Origin of the sequence: Brachybacterium sp. Marseille-Q7125, assembly GCF_023062615.1 — a bacterium.
Lineage (GTDB): Bacteria > Actinomycetota > Actinomycetes > Actinomycetales > Dermabacteraceae > Brachybacterium.
On the sequence record NZ_JALLAL010000043.1, the window covers coordinates 1 to 25,004 of the forward strand.

Genomic DNA, 25,004 nt, shown 5'->3' on the forward strand with positions numbered 1-25,004 from the left:
ACCCTGAAGGTGCTCCTTCGACCTTGGAGAATTGGACCCTAAGTAAGCCCTATTCTTCCAGGTCAGGAGCACCTTTCCGCGTCTACGACCACCCCTCGGACACCTCAACGATGAAAGCCCGAGGCTATACGGGCACCCCGACCGCACCCCTGGCGACACCGTCCTGGAGGTCCGGGATCTCGAAGGGGAGGACGTCGGACCCGCCACCCTCACAGTAAGGGCTGGCGAGGTCGTCGCCATGAGCGGGCTCATCGGTGCCGGCCGCACAGAACTGGTGCGCATGATCTACGGAGCAGACCCCCATCACAGCGGGACCGTCGCGATCAACGGCCGACCCGTGCAGGTACGCCGACCCGCGCAAGCGATCGCCTCAGGAATCGCAATGGTCCCCGAGAGCCGCAAGGAACAGGCACTGTTCCTCGACCACTCCGTCGAGCAGAACATCTCCATCAGTACCCTCGGCTCCTACGCGACCACAGGCGTCCTCCGCAAGAGCGCGATTCGCACCTCGGTCCGCGCAGAGATGTCACGGCTGAACCTACGACAGAACGCGCTCGGACTCTCCGTCAGATCCTTGTCCGGAGGAAATCAGCAGAAGGCAGTCCTGGCCCGCTGGCTTATGGCCGACTCCGACTTGCTGATCCTCGACGAGCCCACTCGAGGCGTCGACATCGGCGCCAAACGGGAGATCTACGACGCGATCAACGCCCTCGCCGCAGAAGGCAAAGCCATCCTCGTCGTCTCCTCTGACCTGCCCGAAGCGATCGGGATCAGCGACCGTCTCTTCGTCATGCGCGCGGGGCGGATCGTCGCAGAGCTCGACTCGTCAACCACCTCCGAGACCGAAGTCATGTTCCACGCCACTGGCACCGCAGCCACGCCCGAAGGGGAAGCAGAATGACCACCACAGATACGAGCTCCACGACCACCGATCGTCAATCGTTCGACTTCGCCCGCTGGTGGGACCGCTACGGCATCCTCTTCGTGCTCATCGCACTCGTGCTGATCATGGCTGCGATCGCACCGAACTTCGCCTCGATGGACAACTTCTGGAACATCGCCCGCGCGATCTCCATCAACGCCATCCTTGCTGCAGGCATGACGTTCGTAATCATTACCGCCGGCATCGATCTGTCCGTCGGCTCGACCGTGGCCGTCGCCGGCGTCGTCAGCGTCATGGTCTCTATTACGGGTGTCCCTGCCCCTCTGGCGGTCCTTATCGGCATCCTCGCCGGAGCGATCGCCGGCCTCATCAACGGCATCCTCGTCGCCTACATGGCCCTCGCAGCCTTCATCGTGACGTTGGCGTCGATGACCTTTCTTCGCGGTCTCGCGTACACCCTGACGGGTGGACAGCCCATCGTCGACGGCAACCTGAACTTCCGAGCTCTGGGCAGCGGCAGCCTCCTCGGCATCCCGGCTCCCGTCATCGCCATGATCATCGTGTACCTAGTTGCCTGGTTCCTCCTTGAGAACACCACCTACGGACGGCACGTTTACGCCGTCGGTGGCAATCCCGAGGCCGCCCGTCTCGCCGGGGTCAACGTCAAGGCCGTTATCGCCTCCGTGTACGTGATCGCCGGTGCATGCGCGGGACTAGCAGGCCTCCTGTTCGCAGGCCGCGTCGTGTCCGCCCAACCAACTGCCGGTGAGGGCTACGAGCTCGACGCCATCGCCGCTGTCGTCCTCGGCGGTACCAGCCTCGCCGGCGGCAAGGGACGGATCGTCGGAACGTTCATCGGTGCCCTGATCCTCGGCGTGCTCACCACGGGCCTCATTCTGATGAACGTCCCCTTCTTCACTCAGCTGCTCGTCAAGGGAATCGTGATCGTCATAGCCGTGTCCATCGACAGCCTCAAGCAGAAGCGCATTAGCTTCGGCCGTCGACGCACCCAGCCTGCTGCAGCTTGAACCAAATGGCTACGCCCCACCCATCCATCCTGAAGGAGAACCAGTGACCGTCCGCATCAAGATCGCCGATCCCCTCAGCGGCAACAGGACCAAAGAACCCATCGTCTTCACCGTCCCCGGGTCTTATCCCGAACCGGTGTACACGGCCCGGACATCGCAGGGGGACGTTCTCGCCTGCCAACGCGTGAACGCTCGCTCCGACTCCTCCAGCACCACGTTCATCACCGTCGTCGACCTCCGCGGCGCCGAAACGCTCGAACTCGGCAATCCGTGGGAAGGCGAAGTGCCAGGAATCCGCACTCTCGACCCGATCGAAGACGATGCTTTCACCCGACTGGACACCGGGTACTTCGATCTGGAGATGTGCTCCGGCACCGCTGAAGGGGAAGGATCTTCGAAGTGGGGCCTGCGACACTTCAGCGCACACCACGAGGGTGTCGATCTCCTCGCCTCTGGCAACAACGCCATTGGCGGCTTCTACGGGCCCTTCTTCACCCCCGAAAACGGGCTGATCAACCCACCCGAACACACAACGGTCCAGATCGAGACCGTCGAACAGGGCCCCGTCCTTCACCACTACCGGATGCACGGCACCGTTCCTGACGGACTACTCGAAGAACTTCACGGAAAGTCCTTCCGCATTGACTGGGTCTTCACCTACGGAACGCCATTCTTCGAGCGCCACTACGACGTCGACAGCTTCCGCACCGTAATCAATGGACGGTCCATCGCGGACAAGATCACCGTCGGTGACGAATTCGAAGGCGGACCAGGCGAACTCGTCTTCGACCGCTTCGAATCACACCACAGCACCCGTTACCGCGCTGGCGATCCCTATGCGCAAGAACTCGTGACGATGGTCGAGGACACGCTTTCCACCAGCGGCAGCGACTCTGAGAAGTTCACGGAGATCCGGCACCAACTCGCCGATGGGATGGAGTCCGCCCATTGGGACCTGTACTGGAGGCTGTTCTGCGTTTGGGAGCAGGCGCTCCCCGACGATGAGATCTCTCGTCGGCTTGCGGTCGTACGCGAGCACTCGCACTACCTTGCAGACGCACCGGACCGACCGTGGGTCATCAGCGAGCGCCCTGTAGATGTCTCCGCCGTGCCCGACGCCACGATCTTCACGGGGGCAGTCCAGAAGTCGGCCGAGTTCCACTCCGAGAACGGTCGCACCATGGTTTGGTGGACGGGCAAGCCGTCCGGCGGATTCCAGATCGTTCAGCGCAAGGAGTCCGGTTGGGTCAATTGGGGGTCGAACACTGAGAACGAATGTCCTGAACTTCCGATCGGTGTGCCCATCAAGACCGCGTACGGCGACTTCGCCGATGCGTGGCATGTTGTCGCCGACCAGCTCGAGACCGAACCGGAAGTACGAGTCGCCACGAGCTGATGATCCTGGCGGCGCTCCCTGCTAGATTCTCTTCGCCTCGACCGACCACGGAACCTGAGAGCCTGCTTCCCCGCTCCAGACCGCATGATCGGAGCTCCGCGACGACCGCATGCCGCGTCGGGCAGCGCATCGGAGCAAGCGCCTCGCATTCGAGTTGCTCTGTGCGGGGCCTCGGCCTACGACTCAAGCCAAAGGGGCTCATCGCATTTGGCGGTGTAGCAGGGGTCTGAAGCCTCCGGTGTTGAGGAGGGGTCGGAGGATGTAGTGGGTGAGGTCGCGGAGGTCCAGCGCGGTGCCGCGGTGGTGTTCGAGGCGGCTGTTGGTGGCCTCTGTTGGGCCGTTGCTGGTGCCGGGTCGGTCGAAGTAGGACAGCACGTCCCCGGCCCGGTGTTTCAGAGTGCGGCCGAGTGTGATGACCTCGGTCAGCGAGGCTGGAACGTTGTCGGCGAGGTCTTGGATCAGGGCGGTGAGTTGCTGTTTGGCGGTAACGCGATCGGGATTGCGGTATGCCTGGACGATCCGCTGGTAGATGCCCCAGGTTGCCTCCGCTGCGGCGTGCTCTTCTGCGGCGAACACGATGTTCAGGCGGCCGCACTGGCGATCGGTCAGGAGATCTGCGCTGGTGCGGAGGAGTCGGTGGATCCTGTAGAGAGGATCCCCGGATCGGCCACGATGCCCGCAGGTGGTCTGCTGGATCCGTTGTCGGCAGCGGTCCTGTGCGTCATCGGCCTGGGCGAGGACGTGGGACGGATCCATCACCGCGACGGCCTGTGGGATCTCTTTCGCAGCGGCGGTCTTGAAACTGGTGAACCCGTCCATCGCCACGGTCTCGATCCGGTCGCGGAAGCCCTGTTCCTGCTGGTCGAGCCCGGTCTTGAGCACCTTCTTCGAACGGCCAGGGAGCATGTCTAGCAGCCTCGAGGCTCCGGTGCCATCGCGGACCGGGGTCAGGTCGATGATCACGGTGATGTACTTGCTACCGCCTGCGGTGTGGGACCAGACGTGCTCGTCCACGCCGAGGACCCGGACCCCCTCGAACCGGGCAGGATCGTTGATCAAAAGCTCGGAGCCGGTTTCGAAGGCAGCGTCGTTCACGGTGTGCCAGGCGGTGCCGAGGTTCTCGGCGACCCGCGCGATTGACATCCGGTCGATGACCGCGCTCTTGAGTGCCCAGAAGCCCGCGTCGCGCGACAGCTTCGTGCGGGACCCGGCAGTGGCTGTGGTGTCCTGACGCCACACGGTGCAGCAGTCCGGGCAGCGGTAGCGACGTAGTCTGACCTGCGGCATCGTCGGTCGCCAGTCGAGGGGACGTGCATGATCGTTCTGAGGGCCGTGCCGTGAGGAACTCCGGCCTGGCCGCAGCGATGGCACCACTGATCGTCCGCGAGGACCCGGCACTCCAGAACTGCCTGGCCCGTCTCGATGCGCTGGCCGGTGGCTGTGAGGCCGAGCCCGTCCAGGCCGCAGAAGGCATCGAGATCAGGAGACGAGAAGGTAGCGTGGGGCATGTAGAGGTGTTCCAGATGGCGAGTGTGAGAACTTCCATCATCGGGAGACCTCGACGTCTATCCCCGCACCAACGCGCCCACCCCGCCCCCGACCGCTACGCCCTCAACTGCGAAGAGCCGTCATAGATCTGTGTGCCTGCTGCATCGCTTGCATTCGATATGAACACGCATTACCACAGGGAGGCATTGTGATTTTTGGGAAAGATAAATCCTGTAGGCGCTGCGGTCAAATATGAACTCGCGCTCGTCAGCTGGAGCCAAAGAGGTTCAGGGCAGGACCTTCATGATATACGGCATTCCGACACGGTACCTCAACCATCAAGTCCGGTCAGTACAACGAGCAGCTCTCTTCCCCGGTACTCTGGCCACGCTCCCGCGAGCGACCCGAGGACACCAGGAGGAGCGATGACGACGCAGCGCAGAGCTCTCCTGATAGGAGGATCGATGGGCGTGCTGTCCCTGCTGACCGGCTGCGGCTTCCTGCGGCCCAGCATCGGAGCTGTGGAGGAAGCGATCATGGACGCCCCAGGGGTCACGGCCGTGGACCTCACCATCGGGCCCGGTGGGGGGCTCGGCAACAATGTGAGCGGCCGCATCACGTTCTCTGTCTCTGCTGACGAGCTGCCTGACGCTCTGGACGAGGCGTGGCGCCGAGGCGTGGAGGTGATCCACCGTATGGACAAGAACGCGGCGCGGTGGCCCGCCGATGGCGTCGTGGGAGTGACCGACGGGGCGGAGATGCCGGTGGGCGAGCTGCTCGACACCTCCGAGAACTCCTGGGTGTCGATGGGCCGCTTCTTCGAACTTTACGGCCTGGAGTAGATTCCCGCTCATCCAGCGCCCCGCGAGCAGCTCCCGGGGCACCGCGGCTCCTCCCTCAGCGGTCGGCGCGCTTCACATCCACCACGATGTCCTCGGCGACCGTAGTCCCGTCCCCGTAGTACTTCCCACGCATCCGCTCATCCTTCGCGGCGAGCATCGCATCATCGCCGTTGTTGCGCACCGTGCCGTAGTACCCGGAGTTCGGGTCGATGTTCCCGTTGCCATCGCGACGCACGGACTCGTGCGCCACATCCATCATGTCGCCTCCGAACCCGTCGGCGGGCTTCGGCGTCCCAAAACTGACGTCGTGCACATTCGGGGCCGGATTGCCTGACGGGTGCCGGGCCGAGGCCCCGTCCATATCCAGCGTCGGGACCACATCCCCGGGACGGAACCCTCCTCGCTCATGACTGACGTTCAGCACATCGGTGCGGGAATCGGCAGGCGTGAAGGTCTCCACCGGGGAGCCCACCGAGAACACATCAGTCACCTGGTAGCCACCCGGACCGTTGAACGAGGGATCATCCGCGAGCTGCGACGCCACCAGGCCACCCTGGGAGTGGCCGACGAAGGCCACCTGCGAGCCCGGCGGGATTCCCGCTTCCTCCATCGCCGCCTTCACGGCATTCGCGCCCGCGTTCTCCTTGCCGGCCATGGCATAGAGGTTGTTGTCCCAGCCAAAGGGCTGATTCTGCTGATCCCAGCCCGGAATGGGGTTCTTCAGCCCATCGTGCAAAGGCGCGCCCTGCGTGGGCGGCACATGCACCACATACCGCTCCACGCCGTCCGCACCCACCACCTTTTGAACGCGGATCTGGGCCTGATCCTCGGGCAGGTACTGTCGCGGAGGCTCCGTGCCGTCGATCGTTCTGCGGGTCTCATCGTTGTCCAGCAGCAGATCCGCGAGGCTGTCGGGGGCTTCCTGGTCCGGGATCGTGCGTGTCCCGAGCACCTCCACATCAGTGACGTGGCTGAGCGTGCCGTCCTCGACCATGTCGTTCACGAGACGCTCGGCGGCGACCTCCGCGAACGGCCGGTCCAGCTCCGCGATCAGGCGGTCGAACCGCTCCTTGGTCTGCTGGAACCACTCGTCGAGATCGTTCTTGCGGTCGGCGAACCAGTCCTTCGCGTCCTGGATCCGGTCGGACGTCCAGTCCTTCGCATCCTGGAAGCGGTCCTTCAGCCAGTCGCGAGCACCCTCCACCGCATCGCCGATGGCCTCACCGGCCTCCCGGGCACGATCACCGAGCCAGTCGATCCCGTCCCGCACCCCGTCCACGACCCCGCCGATGAGCTCGCCGAAGTCCGCGGCGGACCCGGGAGCGCCGGTGGCGGGCAGGCCGGGGCCGTCGGTCGCCCCGGAGGCGCGGTCCTGCTGATCGGCTTCCTCCTGCAGCAGCTGGGAGCGGGCGGTGAGATCAGCGGTGGCCTCGCGCATCCGGGCGGAGGGCCCACCGCTCCACTGCTGGAGGAACGCTTCCCTGTCCTCCCCCACCCAGCTCACGCCGCGCGTGATCGCATCCAGGCGCTGCTGGAGCTCATCCAGCTGGCGCGAGGCATCTCCCACGCGCCCCGCCTGGGTGCGCACCTGTTCCGGATCCATCCCGTAGAAGGTCATGCCGCCACCGCCTCGCCGCGCGCGAGCTGCACGCCCTCGGCCAGGAGCGGCAGCATCGTGGCCAGCACATCGCCACCCTCAACCCGGTGGATCGCCGTCGCGATCGGCTCATCTCCATCGGCCGCGTACAGTCCGTGCGCCCCCACGGTCCAGTGCCGCAGCAGGTGGAACAGCAGCGGTGGTGCCTCGCCGCCCTCCGCGGGGACGTGGAGGCTGATATCCAGCACCGCGCGGTCCCCGTCGGAGAGCAGCGCGTCGCGCAGCAACGGGGAGAGATCCTCTTGCGCGGCGATCGCGTCCTGGGCGCGGACCCCGCTCTCCCGGCGCGCGGCGATGGCCTGCTGCTGCTCGGGGCTGAGCGGGAGCCGGGTGCTCTCACTGCGGGCGGTCATCTGCGGCGGGGCCGCGAGTGGAGTGTCGGCGGGCAGCTGGGCTTCCAGCAGCGCCGCCGTCTGCGCCACCTCGATCTCCTCCCAGCGGTAGGTCCCCTCCGCGTCGGGGGTCAGAGTGATCGCTCCCTCACGGTCCACCACCACGGTCACCTCCCGACGCTCGGAGGCGGTGGTGACGCTGAGGGCCAGCACCGTGGGCGCGATGAGCGCACGATCCACGATGCGCTGCTGAGCCGCGTCGAGCGAGGAGGGGGCGAGCGCTGCGGCGTCGATGCGCGGCAGCCACGCCGGGTTCATGATCCTCGGCTCCTTCAGCCGCGCGAGCGAGAAGGACAAGGCGGCGGTGGGATCAGCGACGAACGACGTCATGGCGGCTCCTCGGCGTCGACTGCCTCGGAGAGCGGGGTGCCCGAGGTCACCCCCGACGGTATAGGAGCGCCCTGCCGTGGTCGATGGGGAGAACTCCCCTGTCGATTGAGCACCGCCCCCACTCTCGGCCGCTGCCGAGCGCGAGGGCGGTGCCGTGCGGTGCAGATCAGGCCCGTGCCACGCCGATCCGCACGGTGCCGCCGGTGACCTTCTCCTGGGCGTCGTGCGCGCCCTCCGCCGGGGCGGCAGGCACCTGGATATCCAGGGCCAGCACCTCGGCGGCGAGCAGCTCGCGGTGTGCGGCGACCGCCTCGGTGACGGTCGGGTCGCCGTCGACGGTGAGGTGGATGCGGTCGGAGATGTCCAGGCCGGCCTGCTTGCGGGCGGCCTGCACGGCGCGCACCACATCGCGGGCGATGCCCTCGGCCTCCAGTTCCGGGCTCAGCTGAGTATCGAGCACCAGGAAGTCCCCGCCGGCGAGCACGCCGATCGCGGCGCCCTGGTCCTGGGCGGCCTGACCGGCCACGAGGTCCAGGGTGTACTCGCCGTCGACGAGCTCAAGGCCGCCGGCGGTGACGGTGCCGTCCTCTGCCACGGACCAGTCCCCGGACTTCGCGCCCTTGATGACCTGCTGCACCTGCTTACCAAGCCGCGGCCCGGCCGCACGGGCGTTCACCTGGAGCTTCTGCTCCACACCCATGCCGCGGGCTTCCTCGCTGGTGACATCCAGCAGACGCACCTGCTTCACGTTCAGCTCATCGGCGATGATGCCGACGAAGGGCTCGAGCTGGGAGGGGTCACGGTGCACGACGGTCAGCTGCGCGAGCGGCTGACGGGCCCGGATGCCCTCCTTCTTGCGCAGCGCATTGCCGGCGGAGGCGACCATGCGCACCTGCTCCATCGCCATCACGAGCTCCTCATCCACCGGGAACTGCTCGGCATCGGGCCAGTCCTCAAGATGCACCGAGCGCCCACCGGTGAGACCCCGCCAGATCTCCTCGGTGACCATCGGCAGCAGCGGTGCGGCCACCCGCAGGGTCGCCTCGAGCACGGTGGAGAGCACATCGATGGCCTGCTCGGAGCCTTCCCAGAAGCGGTCGCGGGAACGCCGCACGTACCAGTTGGTGAGCATCTCCAGGTGCGCTTGGATGCTCGCGGCGGCGCCGGCGATGTCCAGGCCTTCCATGAGCTCGCGGGTTTCGCGGATCAGCATGCCGGTGCGCGAGAGCAGGTAGCGGTCCAGCACGTCGTCGACCCCGTCGGTCAGATGGCGCGTGCGTCCCTGGTAGCCGGCCGGCTGCCCGCTGGCGTCCTTCTCCCCGGCGGCGTTGGCGTACAGCGCCAGGAAGTACCACACGTTCCACAGCGGCAGTACGGTCTGGCGCACGGCGTCGCGGATCCGCGGCTCATCGACGATCAGGTTGCCGCCGCGCAGGATCGGGGAGGACATGAGGAACCAGCGCATCGCATCGGCGCCGTACGCGTCGTACATCTCGCGCACGTCCGGGTAGTTGCGCAGGGACTTGCTCATCTTGTTGCCGTCCTCGCCCAGCACGATGCCGTGGCAGATCACGCTCGAGAAGGCGGGGCGGTCGAACAGGGCGGTGGACAGCACGTGCATGACGTAGAACCAGCCGCGGGTCTGTCCGATGTACTCGACGATGAAGTCCGCGGGGTTGTGGGACTCGAACCAGTCGGTGTTCTCGAAGGGGTAGTGGACCTGCGCGAACGGCATGGAACCGGAGTCGAACCAGACGTCGAAGATCTCCTCGATGCGCCGCATCGTGGACGTGCCCGTCGGGTCGTCGGGGTTCGGGCGGGTCAGCTCGTCGATGTAGGGGCGGTGGAGGTTCACCTCGCCGTTCTCATCGCGCGGCAGCTCACCGAAATCCGCCTCGATCTCGGCGAGGGATCCGTAGACGTCGATGCGCGGGTGGTTCGGGTCATCGCTCTTCCACACCGGGATGGGGGTGCCCCAGTAGCGGTTGCGGGAGATCGCCCAGTCGCGGGCACCCTCGAGCCACGCCCCGAACTGGCCGTGCTGGACGTTGCCCGGCATCCAGGTGATCTGCTCGTTCAGCTCGAGCATGCGCTCGCGCTGATCGGCGACCTTCACGAACCAGGAGGAGACGGCCTTGTAGATCAGCGGGGTCCGGCAGCGCCAGCAGTGCGGGTAGGAGTGGACGTAGCTGGCTTCGCGCATGAGACGCCCGGAGGCACGCAGGATACGGATCAGCGGCAGGTTCGCCTCGAACACCTGCATCCCGGCGATCTCGTCGAGCGCGGTGCCACGGAAGTAGTCGAGGAACTGGGCGCCGTCGTCCACGGACACCACGACGGGGATGTCGTAGCGGGCATTGACCGCCTGGTCCTCTTCACCGTAGGCGGTGGCCTGGTGGACCACGCCGGTGCCGTCGGTGGTGGAGACATAGTCCGCGACGGTGATGATCCACGCGTTCTGCAGCCCCCAGCGCTCGCGGTCACGGGAATAGACGTCCCACAGCGGTTCATAGGCCACATGTTCGAGCTCGGTGCCGGTCAGGCGCCGCTCCCCGACGGCGGCGAGCACCGCTTCGGCATCCTCGTAGCCGAGCTCCTTGGCGAAGGAGCCGGCGAGGTCCTCGGCCAGCAGATAGGTGGACTCGCCGGCGGTGGATCCATCGGCCGCACCGAGCGGACCGGAGGGCACCAGGACGTATTGCACCGCGGGGCCGACGGCGAGTGAGAAGTTCGTGGGCAGCGTCCACGGTGTGGTGGTCCAGGCCAGGGCCTTGACGCCCTCCACCCCAAGCTCGCGGGCCTTCTCGCCGATCAGCGGGAAGGTGACCACGACGGTGGTGTCCTGGCGGTCCTGGTAGACGTCATCATCCATCCGCAGCTCATGGGCGGACAGCGGCGTCTGGTCCTTCCAGCAGTACGGCAGGACCTTGTAGCCCTCGTAGGCGCGGCCTTTGTCCCACAGGGTCTTGAAGGCCCACAGCACCGACTCCATGAACGGCAGGTCCAGGGTCTTGTAGTCGTTCTCGAAGTCCACCCAGCGGGCCTGGCGGGTGACGTAGTCCTGCCATTCCTGCGTGTACTTCAGCACGGAGGCACGGGCAGCGTTGTTGAACGCCTTGATGCCCATGTCCTCGATCTCAGACTTCTCCGTCAGGCCCAGCTCCCGCATGGCCTCGAGCTCGGCGGGCAGGCCGTGGGTGTCCCAGCCGAAGCGGCGCTCCACCTTCTTGCCGAGCATGGTCTGGAAGCGCGGGACGACGTCCTTGACGAATCCGGTGAGCAGGTGCCCGTAGTGCGGCAGGCCGTTGGCGAACGGCGGGCCGTCGTAGAAGGTGAACTCCTCGGCGTCCTGCCGCTGGGCGATGGACTCCAGGAAGGTGCCGTCAGCGATCCAGCGCTCGATGATGCGGGTCTCGAGCGCGGGCAGATCGGGCGAGGAGACCAGCGGGTCTCCGGACAGCGGGTACACCATGAGGGTTCCTCCGGGGACGACGGACGTGCAATGCCTATGCCTCCGAGGACGCGACGGATCGCGCGGTACCACCTCGGTTGGCCCGCCGTGGCGGGTCCCCTCGTTCCTCAGCTGTGACGGGCTGGTCCCGGCGGGTTCTACTGGGCGCTCTCCGCGCGGGGCGGAGCGGGCTGTTCTTCCCGCGGCTCACCGGTGATGGCCGGGTCAGTGCCGATGGGCGACAGTGTAGCCGCCGACGCCGGAAGGGGCAGCAGCGCCATGACGATGAGCACGATGGCGAGGCCGAGGAGGGCGAGCACGCCCAGCAGCCACGGCTCCCAGCGCGGCACGGGCAGCGCGGCGGCTGCGGCGAGAGCGGTGATCAGCAGGACCAGCAGGCCGCCGCCGATGCTCCTCCGTGCGGGGCCCTGCGGGAGGGCCGGGCCGACGGTGGGGCTCGGCGCTGCGTGCAGGTCGGGCGCGGTCTGCAGGTCGGGTGCGGTCTGCAGGTCGGGTGCGGTCTCGGGGCGGCTCATGCGTCCTCCTGGTCCTGCTCAGAAACACCGTGCTCTGTGTCGTCCTGCTCGGCAGCGTCCTGCTTTGCGGCCGGCTCCTCGAGGTCTACGGCGCCGACGTCGACAGACCCCCACACGCGCACGACGGGGTCCTCCGGCTGCCGCTGCACCTCAGGGCTGCGGGATCCGTGGAGGGTCACCGCCACGAGCCCGGGATCCTCCGGCAGGCGCACGGTGATCTGCCCGATCGGACGGTAGCAGTCGATGATCACTGGTTCCGGGACATCATCCGGACGCTGGGCGGAGGAGAGGGCGCGCAGCTGCTCGGCGCGCTGCGCGTCCAGGTCGCTGAGATCGATCAGTACGGGCCGATCCAGCTCCCCGAGCCCGGACGGACAGCTGTGGTAGCCATCCCGCTCGAGATCTGCGGTGGTGAGGACGAACGGTTCGGCGCTCGGGTCATGGGCGATGCGCAGCAGAGCTCCGCCGCTGAGCGCCCCACCGGCGGCCAGCAGCGCGGCGAGCAGCAGGATGCCGCTGCGCCTGCCCCGCGCCCCCAGGATGATGAGCATCGTTCCGCCGAGGGCGGCCGCGAGGGCGGTGCCGACGGTGACCGGGCCGGCCTGCGGCAGCACCGGGGCGTCCAGGCCCGGGGGCAGCAGGGTCGGCTGCACGTTCAGCAGCAGCACGGTGAGGGCGGTGACCGCGACCATCGCCGCGAGCACGGCGAGGATCGTGCGAGCAGAGGCTGCGGGCCGGCGGGGCTGGCGCGACCGAAAGGGCCGATGGGCGGCGCGCTCATGCCCGGCAGCGTGCGGACCGTCATGCTCCGGGCCCCGGCCCGCCGTGAACAGGCCGGAGAGCTCAAGGCTCGTGCGCCGTTCGGCGAGGAACGCGCTCAGCGCGGGCTCATCGAGCAGCTGAGCGCGGTGGGCGAGCAGAGCGAACATCGCCTCACGGCGGTCACGCGCCGCGGCACGGGCGGCGAGCCACAGCAGCACTCCTCCGCCCATCGCCAGGGCCAGACAGACCGCCAGCGCATTCGGGATCCAGTAGCCCAGGAAGCTCAGCCATACGTACAGCACGAGCACGAGCGGTACGGCAGCCACGAGGAGGAACAGGTACCGGGCGATCCGCGGCAAGTCGATCCACGGAATGGGTCCTCCCACAATGTTCCCATCGGCCCTTTGGCGCGGCAGCAGCAACGCTCCGAGCAGGTACAAGGGCACGCCGAGCCCGAGCGGAGTGAGCAGCAGGATCTGGGCCCGCACCATCGCACGCGGCACGCCCCAGGCGCGGGCGCACGCCGCGCACACGCCGACGAGCCAGCGGTCATCTCCCCGCAGCAGCACATGGGTGCGCCAGGCACGGTCCGCGACGGTGCGGGCCGTGCGCGGGGTGAGGGCGGCCTGCACGGTCCGCTCCGTCGCGGCGGTGGCGATTCTCGGCGATGTGGACATGGCTCCATCTTCGCTGAGCGGCGCGGTGATCGCGGGCGGGCAGAGCCCTGACCTGCCCCGGATCTGTCCCGGAGCGGTCCCGAAGGGCACCCGGAGCCGCCCCGGAATCCCCCGCTGACGCCCTGCGTCAGGGTGCTGCGCAGCGCACAATGGATTCATGCTCGATATCCCTGCCGCGTCGGCGGCTTCCTGGATGCGGCGTCGCGAGGACGCGGTGCTGACGGGCACGTGTGCTCTGCTCGCGGCGCGGCTGCGCCTGCCGGTGATTCTCGTGCGCGGGATCCTGCTGGCGGGCGCGGCGCTCGTGCCGCTGGGGACGCTGACGATGTTCGCGATGTGGACGCCGTGGCCCACGTGGTACGGCCAGCTGAGCCTCGGTGCGGCCCTCGTGCTGGGCTATGTGCTGCTGTGGTGGGTCACGCCGGATGATGCCGAGCAGGATCGGGCCCGGGCGCTGCAGGAGAGTTCCGCGGCGGTGCGCGGGACCCCCAGGGCTGTCGGCGCCACGTCTCCCGGCGCCGGGCGCCTCCCCGCCGTGCTGCGCTGGCTGGGGCTCGCGCTCGTGGTGACCATCGCGATGGCGGCGGCACTTCTGACCGTCATCTCCGATTTGGCGCGGATGCTGCTGCCGCCTACGTACCAGTCCTTCGCCACGGAGGGGCAGTATCTCGTGGTCCACTGGTCGGTGGCGGTGATGGCGGGGGCGGTGATGCTGGGTATCGCGCCGCTGCCGGATCTGGATCGTCAGCGCTGGTCGGGCCGCACCCAGGAGGTGCCGCGCGCGGCCCTCTCCGCGCTCGGCGCGGCGGTGGTGCTGCTCCTGCTGACACTGGTGTACGTCGCGCTGGCACTGCTGGGAACCGGCCCGGCCCTGGTGCTGCTGGCGGTGGGCCCGGCGATCCTCGGTGTGCTCGCGACGCTGCTGGTGCCGTGGGGACGGCGCCTGTGGAAAGGGATGCGAGAGGAGACGGCGCAGCGGGCTGTGGCGCAGCATCACCGGGAGACCTCCGCACATCTGCACGATTCGGTGCTGCAGACCCTCGTACTGCTGCAGAGGGCCGGGATGCCGGAGGAGGATATGCGGCGGCTGGCCCGACAGCAGGAGCGTGAGCTGCGGCACTGGCTGTATGCGGCTGATGCCGAGTCCGAGGATGCGCCGACAGATCTGCGCGCGGCCGTCGAGGCGCTGAGTGCCCAGGTGGAGGATGCGCACGGCGTGGCCGTGGACACGGTGATCGTGGGCGATGCGCAGCTCGAGGACGTCTCCCCTGCCCTGCTGGCGGCGCTGCGGGAGGCGCTGCTGAACGCGGTGCGCCATGCCGGCACCGGCGTCGGCGTGTTCGTGGAGATCCGGGAGGACGCGGTGGAGGCGTTCGTCCGCGATCGCGGCCCGGGCTTCGACCCGGCTGCAGTGCCGCCCGATCGGCTGGGGGTGCGCGAGTCGATCATCGGGCGGATGGAGCGCGCCGGCGGCAGCGCGACTGTCTCCGCCGCCCCGGGCGGCGGCACCGAGGTCGCACTGCATCTGCCCGGAGGTGGCCGATGAGCACGCCGACGTCCGGGGCTGCCCCGTTATCCGGATCGGAGTCCTCGTCGGGGCCGATCCGGGTGCTCGTCGTCGATGACCATCACCTGTTCGCCGCCGGGGTCGCCGGGGAGATCACCCGCACCGATCCGCAGATCACCGTGGTCGGGACTGCGTATGAGGTGACCGAGGCGGTACGGATGGCGCGCGAGCTGCTACCCGATGTGGTGCTGCTGGATGTGCATCTGCCCGGTGGCGCCGGCGGTGGGGGCGCCGAAGTCGCCGCCGCCCTCGACGGGCTGACCACCGCGCAGGGCGGACCCGTGCGGGCACTCGCCCTGAGCGTCTCCGATGCGGAGGAGGATGTGCTCGCGGTGATCCGCGCCGGCGCCCGCGGCTACGTCACCAAGGCGATCACGGCCGAGGATCTGGTCGATGCGCTGCATCGTGTGGTGGGCGGGGATGCGGTGTTCTCCCCGCGCCTGGCCGGTTTCGTGCTCGATGCGTTCCGCGGCTCAGTTTCGGTGGAGCCGACCGAGCTGGATCTGCTCACCCCGCGTGAGCAGGAGGTGATGCGGCTGATCGCCCGCGGCTACACGTACCGAGAAGCCGCCTCCTCGCTGTTCATCTCCGATCGGACAGTTGAGAGCCACGTCTCGAGCGTGCTGCGCAAGCTGCAGCTGTCGGACCGTCGGGAGCTCACCCGCTGGGCGCGCGACCGGCGCGTACTCTGACCCCCGGGCGCTACATCGCCCTGGACAGCATCGGTCAGGACAGCGCTCGACGCCCGACGACCAGGGCCGCCACGATCCCGAACTGGATCATGAGCCCCAGCAGCAGGGCAGGCCACAGTTGCAGCTGCGGCCCGACCAACAGCAGCACGAAGCAGGTGGTGATCGCGACCATTAGGCACAGCACCGAGACCGCCGCGCAGATCATCCGCGTGCAGGCGATGGCCCGTCGGCAGGGCTGCCGGGCGGGGGTATGCGCGCTGGACATGGCTCCACGATGTCCCGTCGGCCCCGGATTCCACCTCCGGCACCGTCCCGGATTCATCCCGGGATGAGGCGATGCACGCCGCGCGAGGCGAGGCTCACCCCGCAGGTCCCGGCTCCCCCGTGGAACACTGGTGTCTTGAGCGTTGCGCCCCCGCCGGGGGCGACCGAACCGGAAGGATGCAGGATGTCGCTGTTCGGAGAGCCCTTCACCGCCAAGTGCCTGAAGTCGGGCATCACTCTCGAGGTCGAGGAGGGGCAGTCCCTGCTGCAGGCGCTGTTGGACGCCGGCATCTCGATGGACTACTCGTGCGAGGGCGGCGTGTGCGGCACCTGCGTGGTTCCGCTGGTCTCCGGCGAGGTGGAGCATCTGGACGAGTTCCTCATGGAGGACGAGCACGACACGCAGATGACCACCTGCGTCTCCCGCGGCATCGGCGAGATCGAGATCGACATCTGATCCGCAGTACCCCGCGAGGCGGCACAGCACTCCGCGGAGCGGCTCAGTTCACCAGCGGGGACCGGCCACCGCCCAGGCGAGGGTCATGACGCTCATGATCGCCACCGCGGCGACGATCGCATGCCCCAGGGCGAGCATCGGTCCGGTCACCAGCAGCGCGAGCGTGCCCAGCACGGCGAGCGCCAGCAGCACCGCGAACAGCACCGGGCGGCCTGTGCTCGTCTCCTCGACGACGATGGGACGGCGGGCCGGATCGTGCGGGGTGACGGTCACGGGAACCTCCTCGGATCGGTGCTGCTGATCGGCACTGCTGCCATTGCTGTCCCGCAGGGGTGCGGGTGATGACATTGATCCTGTCGAGTTCGCGCGGGTGGGACATCCGGCGAGGGGATGAATCCTCGTCGAGCCGTATCCGCCCTTGGTCGTAGTCCTCAGTCGCCGGTGCTCAATGACCGGTCTCAGCACCCGGTGCTCAGCTGCGCTCCGCCTCCGGCAGCATGTCAGCCTCCCGGGCGGCGAGGCGCGCGAAGACACCGTCCGCAGCGAGCAACTCGTCATAGGGGCCGCGCTCCACGATCCTCCCGCGCTCGAGCACGAGGATCTGGTCGGCGTGGCGGATGGTGGAGAGCCGATGCGCGATCGACACGGTGGTGCGGCCGTGGGAGACGGCCTCGAGCGCCCCGGCCATAGCACGCTCGGTCGCGGTGTCCAGCGCTGAGGTGGCCTCATCGAGCAGCAGCACCAGCGGGTCGCGCAGGATCGTGCGGGCGAGCGCCAGGCGCTGCTTCTCCCCGCCGGAGAAGCGGTAGCCCCGCTCCCCCACCACCGTGTCATAGCCGTCGGGCAGGGCGGCGATGTGGTCGTGGATCTGAGCGATCCGAGCCGCGGCTTCGAGCTCGTCGTCCGTGGCATCCGGCCGGGCGAAGCGCAAGTTCTCGGCGATCGTGGCGTGCAGCAGGAACGTCTCCTGGGTGACGACGCCGATGCACGCGGCGAGGGATTCGAGGGTGACCTCGCGCAGGTCATACCCGTCCAGGGTGATCGCGCCGGCATCAGGGTCATACAGCCGCGCCATGAGATAGCCGGTGGTCGTCTTACCGGAACCGGTCGCGCCGACGAGCGCGGTGTGGGTGCCGGGCGGCACCGTGAAGTCCACGTCCGCAAGCGCTGGCCCGTCGGCCCCCGGGTAGGTGAAGGTCACGTGTGCGAAGTGCACCTTGCCGCGCACCGCCGCGGGGTCGAGCACCCGCGCACCGGGGGCGTCGGTGATGGTGATCGGCGCATCGAGATACTCGAACACCCGGGTGAACAGGGCCAGCGACGCGGAGACCTGATTGGCGACCCGCAGCAGGTTGTTCGTGTTCGGCATCAGTGCGGACTGCAGGGCGACGAACGCCACGAGGGTGCCGATGGTGATGCGGGAGTCCGCCTCCTGAAACAGCAGCATGCCGCCCAGCAGGTAGGTGAGCGCCGGGATGATCGCCATGAGCGCCGTGAACAGCGCGACCACCCAGCGCCCGGCGACCTCGGAGGCGACCTCGAGGTCGGCGAGCTCGCGGGACCGCCCGGTGAAGGCGTCGTTGAGGGCGCGGGTCTGCCCCATGGTGGTGCCCAGCAGGATCCCGGAGACGGACAGAGATTCCTGGATCGAGGAGTTCAGGTCCGCGGCTTTCTCCTGGCGGCGCTTGACGATCGCGCGGCGGCGCCGGGCCACCCGGCGGTTCAGCCACACGGCGAGCGGCACCACCGCCACGGAGAACAGGGTGAGGCGCCAGTCCATGGCGAGCATCGCGACGATCGCCATGAGTATCGCGGCGCTCGAGGAGACGATCTGGGTCATCACCGAGGTGATGACCGCCTGCATGGAGCCGATGTCCGACAGGATCCGCGACTGCAGCTCCCCGGTACGGGTGCGGGTGAAGAACCCCAGACCCATGCGCTGCAGGTGCGTGTGGACGCTGACGCGCAGGTCATGCATCACCGCCTGGCCCACCCGGGTGGACAGCACCGACTGGGTGACGTTCAAGGCGGTGGTGCCGGCGGTCGCGGCGATGAGCCCGGCCACGCACCACAGCAGCAGGGTCACGCGCTGCTCGGGGAGGGCGACGTCGACGATCTCGCGGATCAGGAACGGGGAGATGATGCCGACGACGGCGCTGCCCACGATGAGCGCGAACACCATCGCGAGCGTGCCGCGGTAGGGACGGAACAGCCCCAGGATGCGCCGCACGTCGGCGCCGCGCACGGCGTCCTTGGCCTCCTGCCGGCTGAGCGTCTCCAGGTTCGGTCCCGGCCGCATCCCGCTGCTCCGCCGCGGCTCAGAGGCCCTGGTGGCGGGCCACGCGGTGGGCCGCGGCCTGGGCGAGGGGCCGCACAGTGATGAGGTCGAGGTTCACGTGATGCGGGGCATTCAGGGCATAGGAGATGACGTCCGCGCAGTCCTCGGCGGTCAGCGGCTGCTCGACCCCGTCGTAGACGGCATCAGCCTTCTCCTGATCCCCCAGGCGCACGAGGGAGAACTCCTCGGTGCGCACCATGCCCGGGGCAACCTCGATGACGCGGATCGGCTCCCCGTTCAGCTCCAGGCGCGCGGCGGCGGCGAGCATATGCTCTCCGGCCTTCGCGGCGTTGTATCCGGAGCCGCCCGGGTACGGCTCGTGCCCGGCGACGGACGTGACGTACAGCAGGTCCCCGCGGCCGCTCTCCCGCAGCGCGGGCAGCAGGGCGCGGGTGACGCGCACGGCGCCCAGCACGTTGATGTCATACATCCGCTGCCACTTTTCGAGGTCCGCTTCCGCAACAGGATCCACGCCGAGCGCCCCACCGGCCACATGCACGACGGCATTCAGCTCCGGCCCGAATAGCTCCACACTCCGCGCGACCAGGCGATTCACGGACTCATCGGAGGTCACATCCACCGCCAGGACCTCGCAACCGATCTCCGCCGCCAGCGCATCCAGACGCTCCTGACGCCGCGACACAGCCAGCACCCGCCACCCGTCGGCCACGAGGCGCTGCGCCGTGGCGCGGCCGATGCCAGATGTGGCGCCGGTGACGATGGCGGTGAGCGGGGCGGGGGCGGAGGCAGCAGCGGTGTTCATGGCGTTGAGCTTACGGCCGATGGGGACACGCCTGGACGGTCACGGTCGCTGTTCGCGCGGGCGGGCGGCAGGGATAATGGCTACGGATCCGCGCATCCGGGCAGCCGGGGCGCGCAGGCACCCGCCGGAGGAGGACCATGCCCCGCTCGTACGCGACCGTCGGCCAGATGCTCACCTACGGGGTGGACCGCTCGGCCGCCTCCCCGGACCTGGGGGACGGCCGCGATCGTCAGCTCCGGGTGGAGGTGCTGCTGCGGCACATGCTCGAGTTCGTGCTGATGTCCCCGCGCTCGCGTGATGCCTTCCTGACCGCGGTCGCTCGCACCGAGCGCACCACCGGGTCGATCACTGCCGGCCCACGCCTGCGCCGCACCTCCCCGGATCTCACCGCGGAGCTGCTGCCTCCGGCCGGTCAGGACGGCGGCTCGGCGCGGCTGGGGATCGCGTTGCGCGTGGGCGGGCCGTTCTCCGTGCCGCAGCTGCAGAAGATGCGTGGCGCGCTCGGATCCTCGCCTGATCATCTGCTGGTCGCGATCGCACGCCGCACGGATCGGGCGGAGCTCACCGGGGAGGTGCCGCCGGGGGTGATCGCCACCAGCTGGGCGCGGCTGGGAAGGCGGATGCCGAAGAAGGACCCGGGGCATGCGCACCTGTGGGAGACCCTTGCCGAGGTGGGAGAAAATGCGGGCCGGCCGGTCGTGCAGTTCCCGGTGGATGCACGCAAGCTGCTCACCAAGACCTCCACCGCCCGGGACTTCCGTGCCCACCTTGATGTCATGCACCACGCCTGCCGCAGCCTGCTGGGCAGCAGCCCGCATTTCTCGACCCGGCGCGGGCAGACCGACGCCCACCTGCAGATGGGGGTGGGGCGCGGTCGCACTGGTCTGGAGTTCGGTGAGGTGATCGACGGGACGCCCGTGCATTTCCTGCGAGCCGGGGCGGATCCGGTACCGCTGGGCATCGGCCGCATCAGCACCGAGGCAGACCACGCGGCCGCAAAGGAGCGTCTGACAATGCTGGCCCGCCGCAGCGCCTGGCGCACCGAAGGCGGCACCCCGCCGTCGGCCAGGGAGCTGATCGGCGATGCCGCCACCCCGGAGCTGGAAGGGGCGCGCCTGCTGCTGTGGGCGGTGCTGAACCCGATGCTGCTGCGCGATCGCGGCTTCGACCTCGCCCCGGCGCGGCGGCAACCGGCGCTCACGGCCACGACCATGGGGCTGCGGGTTCTCCAGCACGGAGATGACTCCGGCACCGAGTACCGCATCTGGGTGGGCGGAGACCGCGACTGGAAGAACCTCATCCCGCGCGTGACCCGTGAGGAGACGCCGCAGCGGCCCGCGGAGACCTACGCGGTCGCACCGCGCAAGAGCCAGTCCACCGCGGACTTCGTGTGGGAGGTGCACCGCGCCCTGCGGTCACTGACGATCCCGTGACAGCCGGAAGCATCCTTCCGCCATGACCGTGTCACCATCTCCCGCTGCCATCGCCCTCGGGGCCGCGCTGCGGGACGCCCGCAAGCAGGCAGGGCTCACCCAACTGCAGCTCGCCGAGCTCGCGGGGCTCTCGGATCGGACCGTGCGGGAGATCGAGAAGGGCAGCGGCTCACCCGGCCTGGCAGCCGTGCTCACCGTGGCCGATGTCCTAGGGATGCGCTTGGAGCTGCGGTCATGACGACCTTCGAGCTGAGCACGCTGCGACACATCCAGCGCGCTGACGTCTACAAGGCCGGAGAACGCACCGCTCTGCTCGAGCGTGATCCCACCGGTGCCGTGACCTTCTCCTACCGGGAGGGCTACAGCGGCCCCGCCGTGGCGTCGACCTTGCCGGTCACCGCCGATCGTGTCACGACCCCGGGCGGAGGCCTGCCGCCGTTCTTCGCCGGCCTGCTTCCTGAGGGCCATCGGCTCACGGTGCTGCGCCGAGCGGTCAAGACCTCACCCGACGATGAGCTGAGCCTGCTGCTGGCTGTCGGCGCCGACACACCGGGAGACGTGCAGGTGGTTCCCGCCGGGGAGCAGCCCACCGACCCCCCACCCCTCGCCGCTACGAGTCCCGCGCACCTTGATCTACGTGCTCTGACCGGCGCACCGCATCATCGAGGACGTGCACGGCGTGCAGGGGCTGCTGATCACGCGCTTCGATCGCGAGGTCGCTCCGGACGGGACCGTGCGGCGCTTCGCCATGGAAGACGGGGCGCAGGTGCTCGGGGTGCTTCCGGCTCAGAAGTATGCGCTCAGCAGCGAGGAGGTCACGCGGGCGCTCGCAGCGCAGACCTCTGCCCCACGGATCGCCGCCCGAGCGCTGTATCTGCAGTTTCTCTTCGCCTAGCTTACGGGCAACGGGGATCTGCATGCCAAAAACCTGGCTGTCCTGCAGGAACCGTCCGGACGTTGGGGCCTCTCCCCGATCTACGACATCCCCTCGACCGTGGTCTATCGGGATATGACGATGGCGCTCACCATCGACGGGCGGGATAGACGACTGCACCGACGGCACTGGGACGCCTTCGCTGCGGCGATCGCGTTGCCCGCGCGGGCAGCATCGAGCGCAATAGATCTTGCCCTGCGGGCATCAGCGAGCATCGACCTGTCGGCGTTGGGTTTCACGGGGTCACTCCTGTACGGCGCAGAGCGCGAGCTGCGCATGCGCCGCACCGTCCTCGAGCTCTGACCTCGCGCTAAGCCCTCACCCCGCCGTTGCACTGACCCCACCCGCGGCACTGACCCCACCCGCGATTCGGCCTTTTTGTACCACCTGGTGGCTCAGAAACGCCGAATCGTCGGTACAGAACGGCGGATCCGGTCCGCGCGACAATGGTCCACATGGACTCTCATGACTCCCTCGCCGCCGACGTCCCCGACATCCCCGCACCTGCCGCGGACGTGCTGAGCGGCCAGTACAAGGTGCGCGGCGGCAAACTGGTGTCGGTCGACGTGACCACCCGCGAGGACCAGATCGCGACCGCGCACGTCTACGGCGATTTCTTCCTCGAGCCCGATGAAGCGCTCGAGGATCTGAACGCCGCTCTCGTGGGCATGCCCGTCGGCGCCACCGCCGCTGAGCTTGCCGACGCGATCACCGCGCGGCTCAAGGCCCGGCCAGAGCCGGTGGAGATGATCGGCTTTGACGCAGATGCCGTCGCGATCGCGACCCGTCGCGCGCTCGGGCATGCCACGAGCTGGGATGACCTGTCCTTCGAGGTGATCGGCCCGCGGGTGCTGCCGCCGGTGATGCATGTGGCGCTCGATGAGGTGATTCCCCGCGAGGTGCTGGCCGGGCGGCGCGGGCCTACCTTCCGCATCTGGGACTGGGACTCACCTCTGGTGGTGATCGGCTCCTATCAGTCGCTGCGCAATGAGATCGACGCGGAGGGCGCGGAGCGGCACGGCATCGGGGTGGTGCGCCGCATCACCGGCGGCGGCGCGATGTTCATGGAGGCCGGCAACTGCATCACCTACTCCCTCGTCGTGCCCACCTCACTCGTGGAGGGGCTCTCCTTCGAGCAGGCGTACGCCTACCTGGACGACTGGGTGATGGGGGCGCTCGCCGAGATCGGGGTGAAGGCCCACTATGTGCCGCTGAACGACATCGCCTCCGAGCAGGGGAAGATCGGCGGCGCGGCGCAGCGTCGCTTCGCCGGCGGGGTGCTGCTGCACCACGTGACGATGAGCTACGACATCGACGCTGACAAGATGTTGGAGGTGCTGCGGATCGGCCGGGAGAAGCTCTCCGACAAGGGCACCAAGAGCGCGAACAAGCGGGTGGATCCGATGCGTTCGCAGACCGGTCTGGCGCGCGAGCAGATCATCGACGGCTTCCTCGAGTACTTCCGTGCCCGGTACGACACGACGCCCTCCGACTACACCGAGGAGGAGCTCGCGGCGGCCCGGGAGCTGGTGGAGACGAAGTTCGGCACCGAGGAGTGGACCCGCCGGGTGCCCTGAGCGCGCCAGGATGCGCCGCGCGAGCTGTGGTGCGGGCACGGGCAGCACGGAGCCCCGGGGCCATCCATCCCCGGGGCTCCGCTCATCCACGGCTTCAGATCAGAAGGTGCCGGGATGCTCCTTCCCGCCGTCGGTCAGGGTGTGCTCGCGCGAGTCGACGCTCTGATCATTCGCGGTGGACTCATCGCCCTCGAGGCGACCGGTCTGGGTCACCACCAGGTAGTTGTGCAGGCGGCCCAGGCGGGTGTCTCCGTCACCGAAGTTGAGGTTCGCCACGAGCTGGGTCTCCCCCACCTCGATGGGGTTGGACAGGACGACCTCGAAGGTGCGGGTGGAGGTCTCCGGATCGAAGCCGAGGTCACGGGCGTAGGCGCCGTTGAACCAGCCGGGAGTGATCAGGCGGTCCACGCCCTCGGGGCCGGAGTCGGTGCGCACCTCGAGGCGGAAGGTCACCAGCGGGAACTCCCCGTAGTAGCGCTTCGCGCCGTTGTTGGTGATCCGCAGGGCGACCAGGCCCGCGAACCCGTCGGCCTTGGCGGCGGAGACGGTGAAATGCGGGACGAGGTCCAGGGCGGGCTTTTCGGGAGCGGGCTCCGCGGCGAGCGCGGCCTGCGGGGCGAGGGCGAGGGCGCTAAGACCCAGCAGGGATCCGGCGAGCGCGGCGCGGCGGGTGGGCTGATGCGTGGTCATGGGTTTCTCCTCAGGGAAAGGCGGTGCGGCTCAGGGGCGGTGGGAGTCGGCGGGGTTCGCGTAGGTGTTCACGCGCACCTCGTTCTTCACCGGGACGAAGGCCCGCCACGCGGTGGGGGTGGACCAGGTGCCGTTGGCCTTGCATCGCTGCTGGGTTCCGGTCATGGAGACGGTGCGGAAGCCGTAGGTGGCCTCGCCGGTGTGGCCGGCAGGGATCTCGTAGGGGCCGATGGTTTGGCCGACCTGCCAGGACAGGGAGTAGGAGGCCTCGGCGCCGACGGTGGTGGCCAGCGAGTAGGCGATGCCAGCGTTGATGCTGCCCTTGTCGCCGCTGCCGGTGCCGCCGAGGTTCGCGTCGACCTTCTCGGTGCGCGAGCCGTTGACGGTCAGGGAGATGGTCTGGCTGCGGGAAGTCTCCTGCGTCAGCGGGATGGGGCTGTCGGTCTCGTTGGTGGTGGAGACGGTGCCGACGGGGCTGAAGTCGTCGGTGACCTTGTAGATGACGGTGCGGTAGTCCTCGTGGGCGTTGCACACGGGCTTGGGGTTGAGGATGCTCGCCTTGAGGTGGTCGGACTTCCGGTAGGTGTCCACCAGGGGGAGGCTGGCGTTGTTCTCCGGGGTCTCCGGGCCGTGCTCCTCGACGGTCTCTGCCGCGGCGGGTCCGGCGAAGGCGGCCGCGAGAAGGGGCTTGTCAATCCCTGTGTGTAAGGGGTGTGATGCGGGTTACAGGTAGGGTTCGATTCGTTCGGGGTAGACGAGGGCGAGTTGGCCGAGGGCGGCCTTCCAGTTCGTGGTTACCGATCCTTCGATGAGGCGTCCGGGGGCTCGGCGTTCAGCGGCGGGTAGG

General features: G+C 68.5%; 21 protein-coding genes and 3 pseudogenes. 12 read left to right on the top strand and 12 right to left on the bottom strand.

The annotated features are described in order from the left end of the window. Positions 1-163: 163 nt before the first annotated feature. Genes MU407_RS10720 through MU407_RS10730 form a run of 3 tightly spaced genes read left to right on the top strand, consistent with a single transcriptional unit; the run spans position 164 to position 3,307 of the window. Complete coding sequence (locus MU407_RS10720) at positions 164-901, top strand: ATP-binding cassette domain-containing protein (RefSeq protein WP_281507857.1); 738 nt, start codon at positions 164-166, stop codon at positions 899-901. Beyond that, the gene (locus MU407_RS10725; protein ID WP_246957360.1) at positions 898-1,911 is read left to right on the top strand and encodes a ribose ABC transporter permease; all 1,014 of its coding nucleotides are present in this window, start codon (positions 898-900) and stop codon (positions 1,909-1,911) included. The genes MU407_RS10720 and MU407_RS10725 overlap by 4 nt, the downstream gene beginning before the upstream one ends. A gap of 43 nt (positions 1,912-1,954) precedes the next feature. Beyond that, complete coding sequence (locus tag MU407_RS10730; protein WP_246957362.1) at positions 1,955-3,307, top strand: hypothetical protein; 1,353 nt, start codon at positions 1,955-1,957, stop codon at positions 3,305-3,307. Positions 3,308-3,505: 198 nt separating this feature from the next. Here MU407_RS10730 and MU407_RS10735 read toward each other — a convergent pair. Continuing rightward, a pseudogene (locus MU407_RS10735) lies at positions 3,506-4,815 on the bottom strand (ISL3 family transposase). 444 nt (positions 4,816-5,259) lie between these two features. Here MU407_RS10735 and MU407_RS10740 point away from each other — a divergent pair. Next, positions 5,260-5,637, top strand: coding sequence for a hypothetical protein (locus MU407_RS10740; protein ID WP_102236645.1), 378 nt, complete (start codon positions 5,260-5,262; stop codon positions 5,635-5,637). Positions 5,638-5,692: 55 nt separating this feature from the next. Here MU407_RS10740 and MU407_RS10745 read toward each other — a convergent pair whose 3' ends face one another. From MU407_RS10745 to MU407_RS10765, 5 genes are all read right to left on the bottom strand, one after another. Then, positions 5,693-7,255 carry a hypothetical protein gene (locus MU407_RS10745; RefSeq protein ID WP_102236646.1) on the bottom strand — a complete coding sequence of 521 codons (1,563 nt, stop codon included), beginning with the start codon at positions 7,253-7,255 and terminating at the stop codon, positions 5,693-5,695. Next, positions 7,252-8,016, bottom strand: coding sequence for a hypothetical protein (locus MU407_RS10750; RefSeq protein WP_102236647.1), 765 nt, complete (start codon positions 8,014-8,016; stop codon positions 7,252-7,254). The genes MU407_RS10745 and MU407_RS10750 overlap by 4 nt, the downstream gene beginning before the upstream one ends. A gap of 166 nt (positions 8,017-8,182) precedes the next feature. Then, entirely contained in the window at positions 8,183-11,488 is a 3,306-nt protein-coding gene (gene ileS, locus MU407_RS10755; RefSeq protein WP_246957364.1) for an isoleucine--tRNA ligase, read from the bottom strand. A 137-nt stretch (positions 11,489-11,625) separates the two neighbouring features. Further along, positions 11,626-12,003 carry a hypothetical protein gene (locus MU407_RS10760; protein ID WP_102236649.1) on the bottom strand — a complete coding sequence of 126 codons (378 nt, stop codon included), beginning with the start codon at positions 12,001-12,003 and terminating at the stop codon, positions 11,626-11,628. Beyond that, positions 12,000-13,442, bottom strand: coding sequence for a PspC domain-containing protein (locus MU407_RS10765; RefSeq protein ID WP_246957367.1), 1,443 nt, complete (start codon positions 13,440-13,442; stop codon positions 12,000-12,002). Before MU407_RS10765 ends, MU407_RS10760 begins: the two co-directional genes overlap by 4 nt. Positions 13,443-13,599: 157 nt before the next feature. On the opposite strand from MU407_RS10765, the gene MU407_RS10770 reads away from it, so the two are divergent. Both MU407_RS10770 and MU407_RS10775 read left to right on the top strand, forming a co-directional pair. Then, the gene (locus MU407_RS10770) at positions 13,600-14,988 is read left to right on the top strand and encodes an ATP-binding protein (protein WP_246957370.1); all 1,389 of its coding nucleotides are present in this window, start codon (positions 13,600-13,602) and stop codon (positions 14,986-14,988) included. Next, positions 14,985-15,701: a response regulator transcription factor gene (locus MU407_RS10775; protein ID WP_102236652.1), complete on the top strand. Its 717-nt coding sequence runs from the start codon at positions 14,985-14,987 to the stop codon at positions 15,699-15,701. The genes MU407_RS10770 and MU407_RS10775 overlap by 4 nt, the downstream gene beginning before the upstream one ends. 34 nt (positions 15,702-15,735) lie before the next feature. Here the strand turns inward: MU407_RS10775 and MU407_RS10780 are convergent, their stop codons facing one another. After that, entirely contained in the window at positions 15,736-15,966 is a 231-nt protein-coding gene (locus MU407_RS10780; RefSeq protein WP_102236653.1) for a hypothetical protein, read from the bottom strand. A gap of 183 nt (positions 15,967-16,149) precedes the next feature. On the opposite strand from MU407_RS10780, the gene MU407_RS10785 reads away from it, so the two are divergent. Next, on the top strand, positions 16,150-16,422 hold the full coding sequence (locus MU407_RS10785) for a 2Fe-2S iron-sulfur cluster binding domain-containing protein (protein ID WP_102236654.1): 273 nt from the start codon (positions 16,150-16,152) through the stop codon (positions 16,420-16,422). 48 nt (positions 16,423-16,470) lie between these two features. On the opposite strand, the gene MU407_RS10790 is transcribed toward MU407_RS10785, so the two are convergent. The 3 genes from MU407_RS10790 to MU407_RS10800 all read right to left on the bottom strand — a co-directional run bounded on the left by MU407_RS10790 (position 16,471) and on the right by MU407_RS10800 (position 19,523). After that, positions 16,471-16,695 carry a hypothetical protein gene (locus tag MU407_RS10790; protein WP_102236698.1) on the bottom strand — a complete coding sequence of 75 codons (225 nt, stop codon included), beginning with the start codon at positions 16,693-16,695 and terminating at the stop codon, positions 16,471-16,473. 199 nt (positions 16,696-16,894) lie between these two features. Further along, complete coding sequence (locus tag MU407_RS10795) at positions 16,895-18,721, bottom strand: ABC transporter ATP-binding protein (RefSeq protein WP_102236655.1); 1,827 nt, start codon at positions 18,719-18,721, stop codon at positions 16,895-16,897. Positions 18,722-18,740: 19 nt separating this feature from the next. Further along, the gene (locus tag MU407_RS10800) at positions 18,741-19,523 is read right to left on the bottom strand and encodes an SDR family oxidoreductase (RefSeq protein WP_102236656.1); all 783 of its coding nucleotides are present in this window, start codon (positions 19,521-19,523) and stop codon (positions 18,741-18,743) included. 137 nt (positions 19,524-19,660) lie between these two features. Here MU407_RS10800 and MU407_RS10805 point away from each other — a divergent pair, with 137 nt between their 5' ends. The 5 genes and pseudogenes from MU407_RS10805 (at position 19,661) to MU407_RS10825 (ending at position 23,467) form a co-directional block, all read left to right on the top strand. Further along, positions 19,661-20,956 carry a hypothetical protein gene (locus MU407_RS10805; RefSeq protein WP_246957372.1) on the top strand — a complete coding sequence of 432 codons (1,296 nt, stop codon included), beginning with the start codon at positions 19,661-19,663 and terminating at the stop codon, positions 20,954-20,956. Between the two features lie 22 nt (positions 20,957-20,978). Next, positions 20,979-21,194, top strand: a complete 216-nt coding sequence (locus MU407_RS10810; RefSeq protein ID WP_102236658.1) for a helix-turn-helix domain-containing protein — start codon at positions 20,979-20,981, stop codon at positions 21,192-21,194. Beyond that, positions 21,191-21,466, top strand: a pseudogene (locus tag MU407_RS10815) (HipA N-terminal domain-containing protein); the annotation flags it as partial. The gene MU407_RS10810 and the pseudogene MU407_RS10815, both read left to right, overlap by 4 nt. A gap of 169 nt (positions 21,467-21,635) precedes the next feature. After that, positions 21,636-22,193 (top strand): annotated as a pseudogene (locus MU407_RS10820) (HipA domain-containing protein). Positions 22,194-22,408: 215 nt separating this feature from the next. After that, positions 22,409-23,467, top strand: coding sequence for a biotin/lipoate A/B protein ligase family protein (locus MU407_RS10825; protein WP_246957385.1), 1,059 nt, complete (start codon positions 22,409-22,411; stop codon positions 23,465-23,467). 99 nt (positions 23,468-23,566) lie between these two features. Here MU407_RS10825 and MU407_RS10830 read toward each other — a convergent pair whose 3' ends face one another. Both MU407_RS10830 and MU407_RS10835 read right to left on the bottom strand, forming a co-directional pair. Further along, positions 23,567-24,157 carry a hypothetical protein gene (locus MU407_RS10830; protein WP_102236662.1) on the bottom strand — a complete coding sequence of 197 codons (591 nt, stop codon included), beginning with the start codon at positions 24,155-24,157 and terminating at the stop codon, positions 23,567-23,569. A 30-nt stretch (positions 24,158-24,187) separates the two neighbouring features. Next, complete coding sequence (locus MU407_RS10835; protein WP_246957382.1) at positions 24,188-24,748, bottom strand: hypothetical protein; 561 nt, start codon at positions 24,746-24,748, stop codon at positions 24,188-24,190. Between the last annotated feature and the right edge of the window lie 256 nt (positions 24,749-25,004).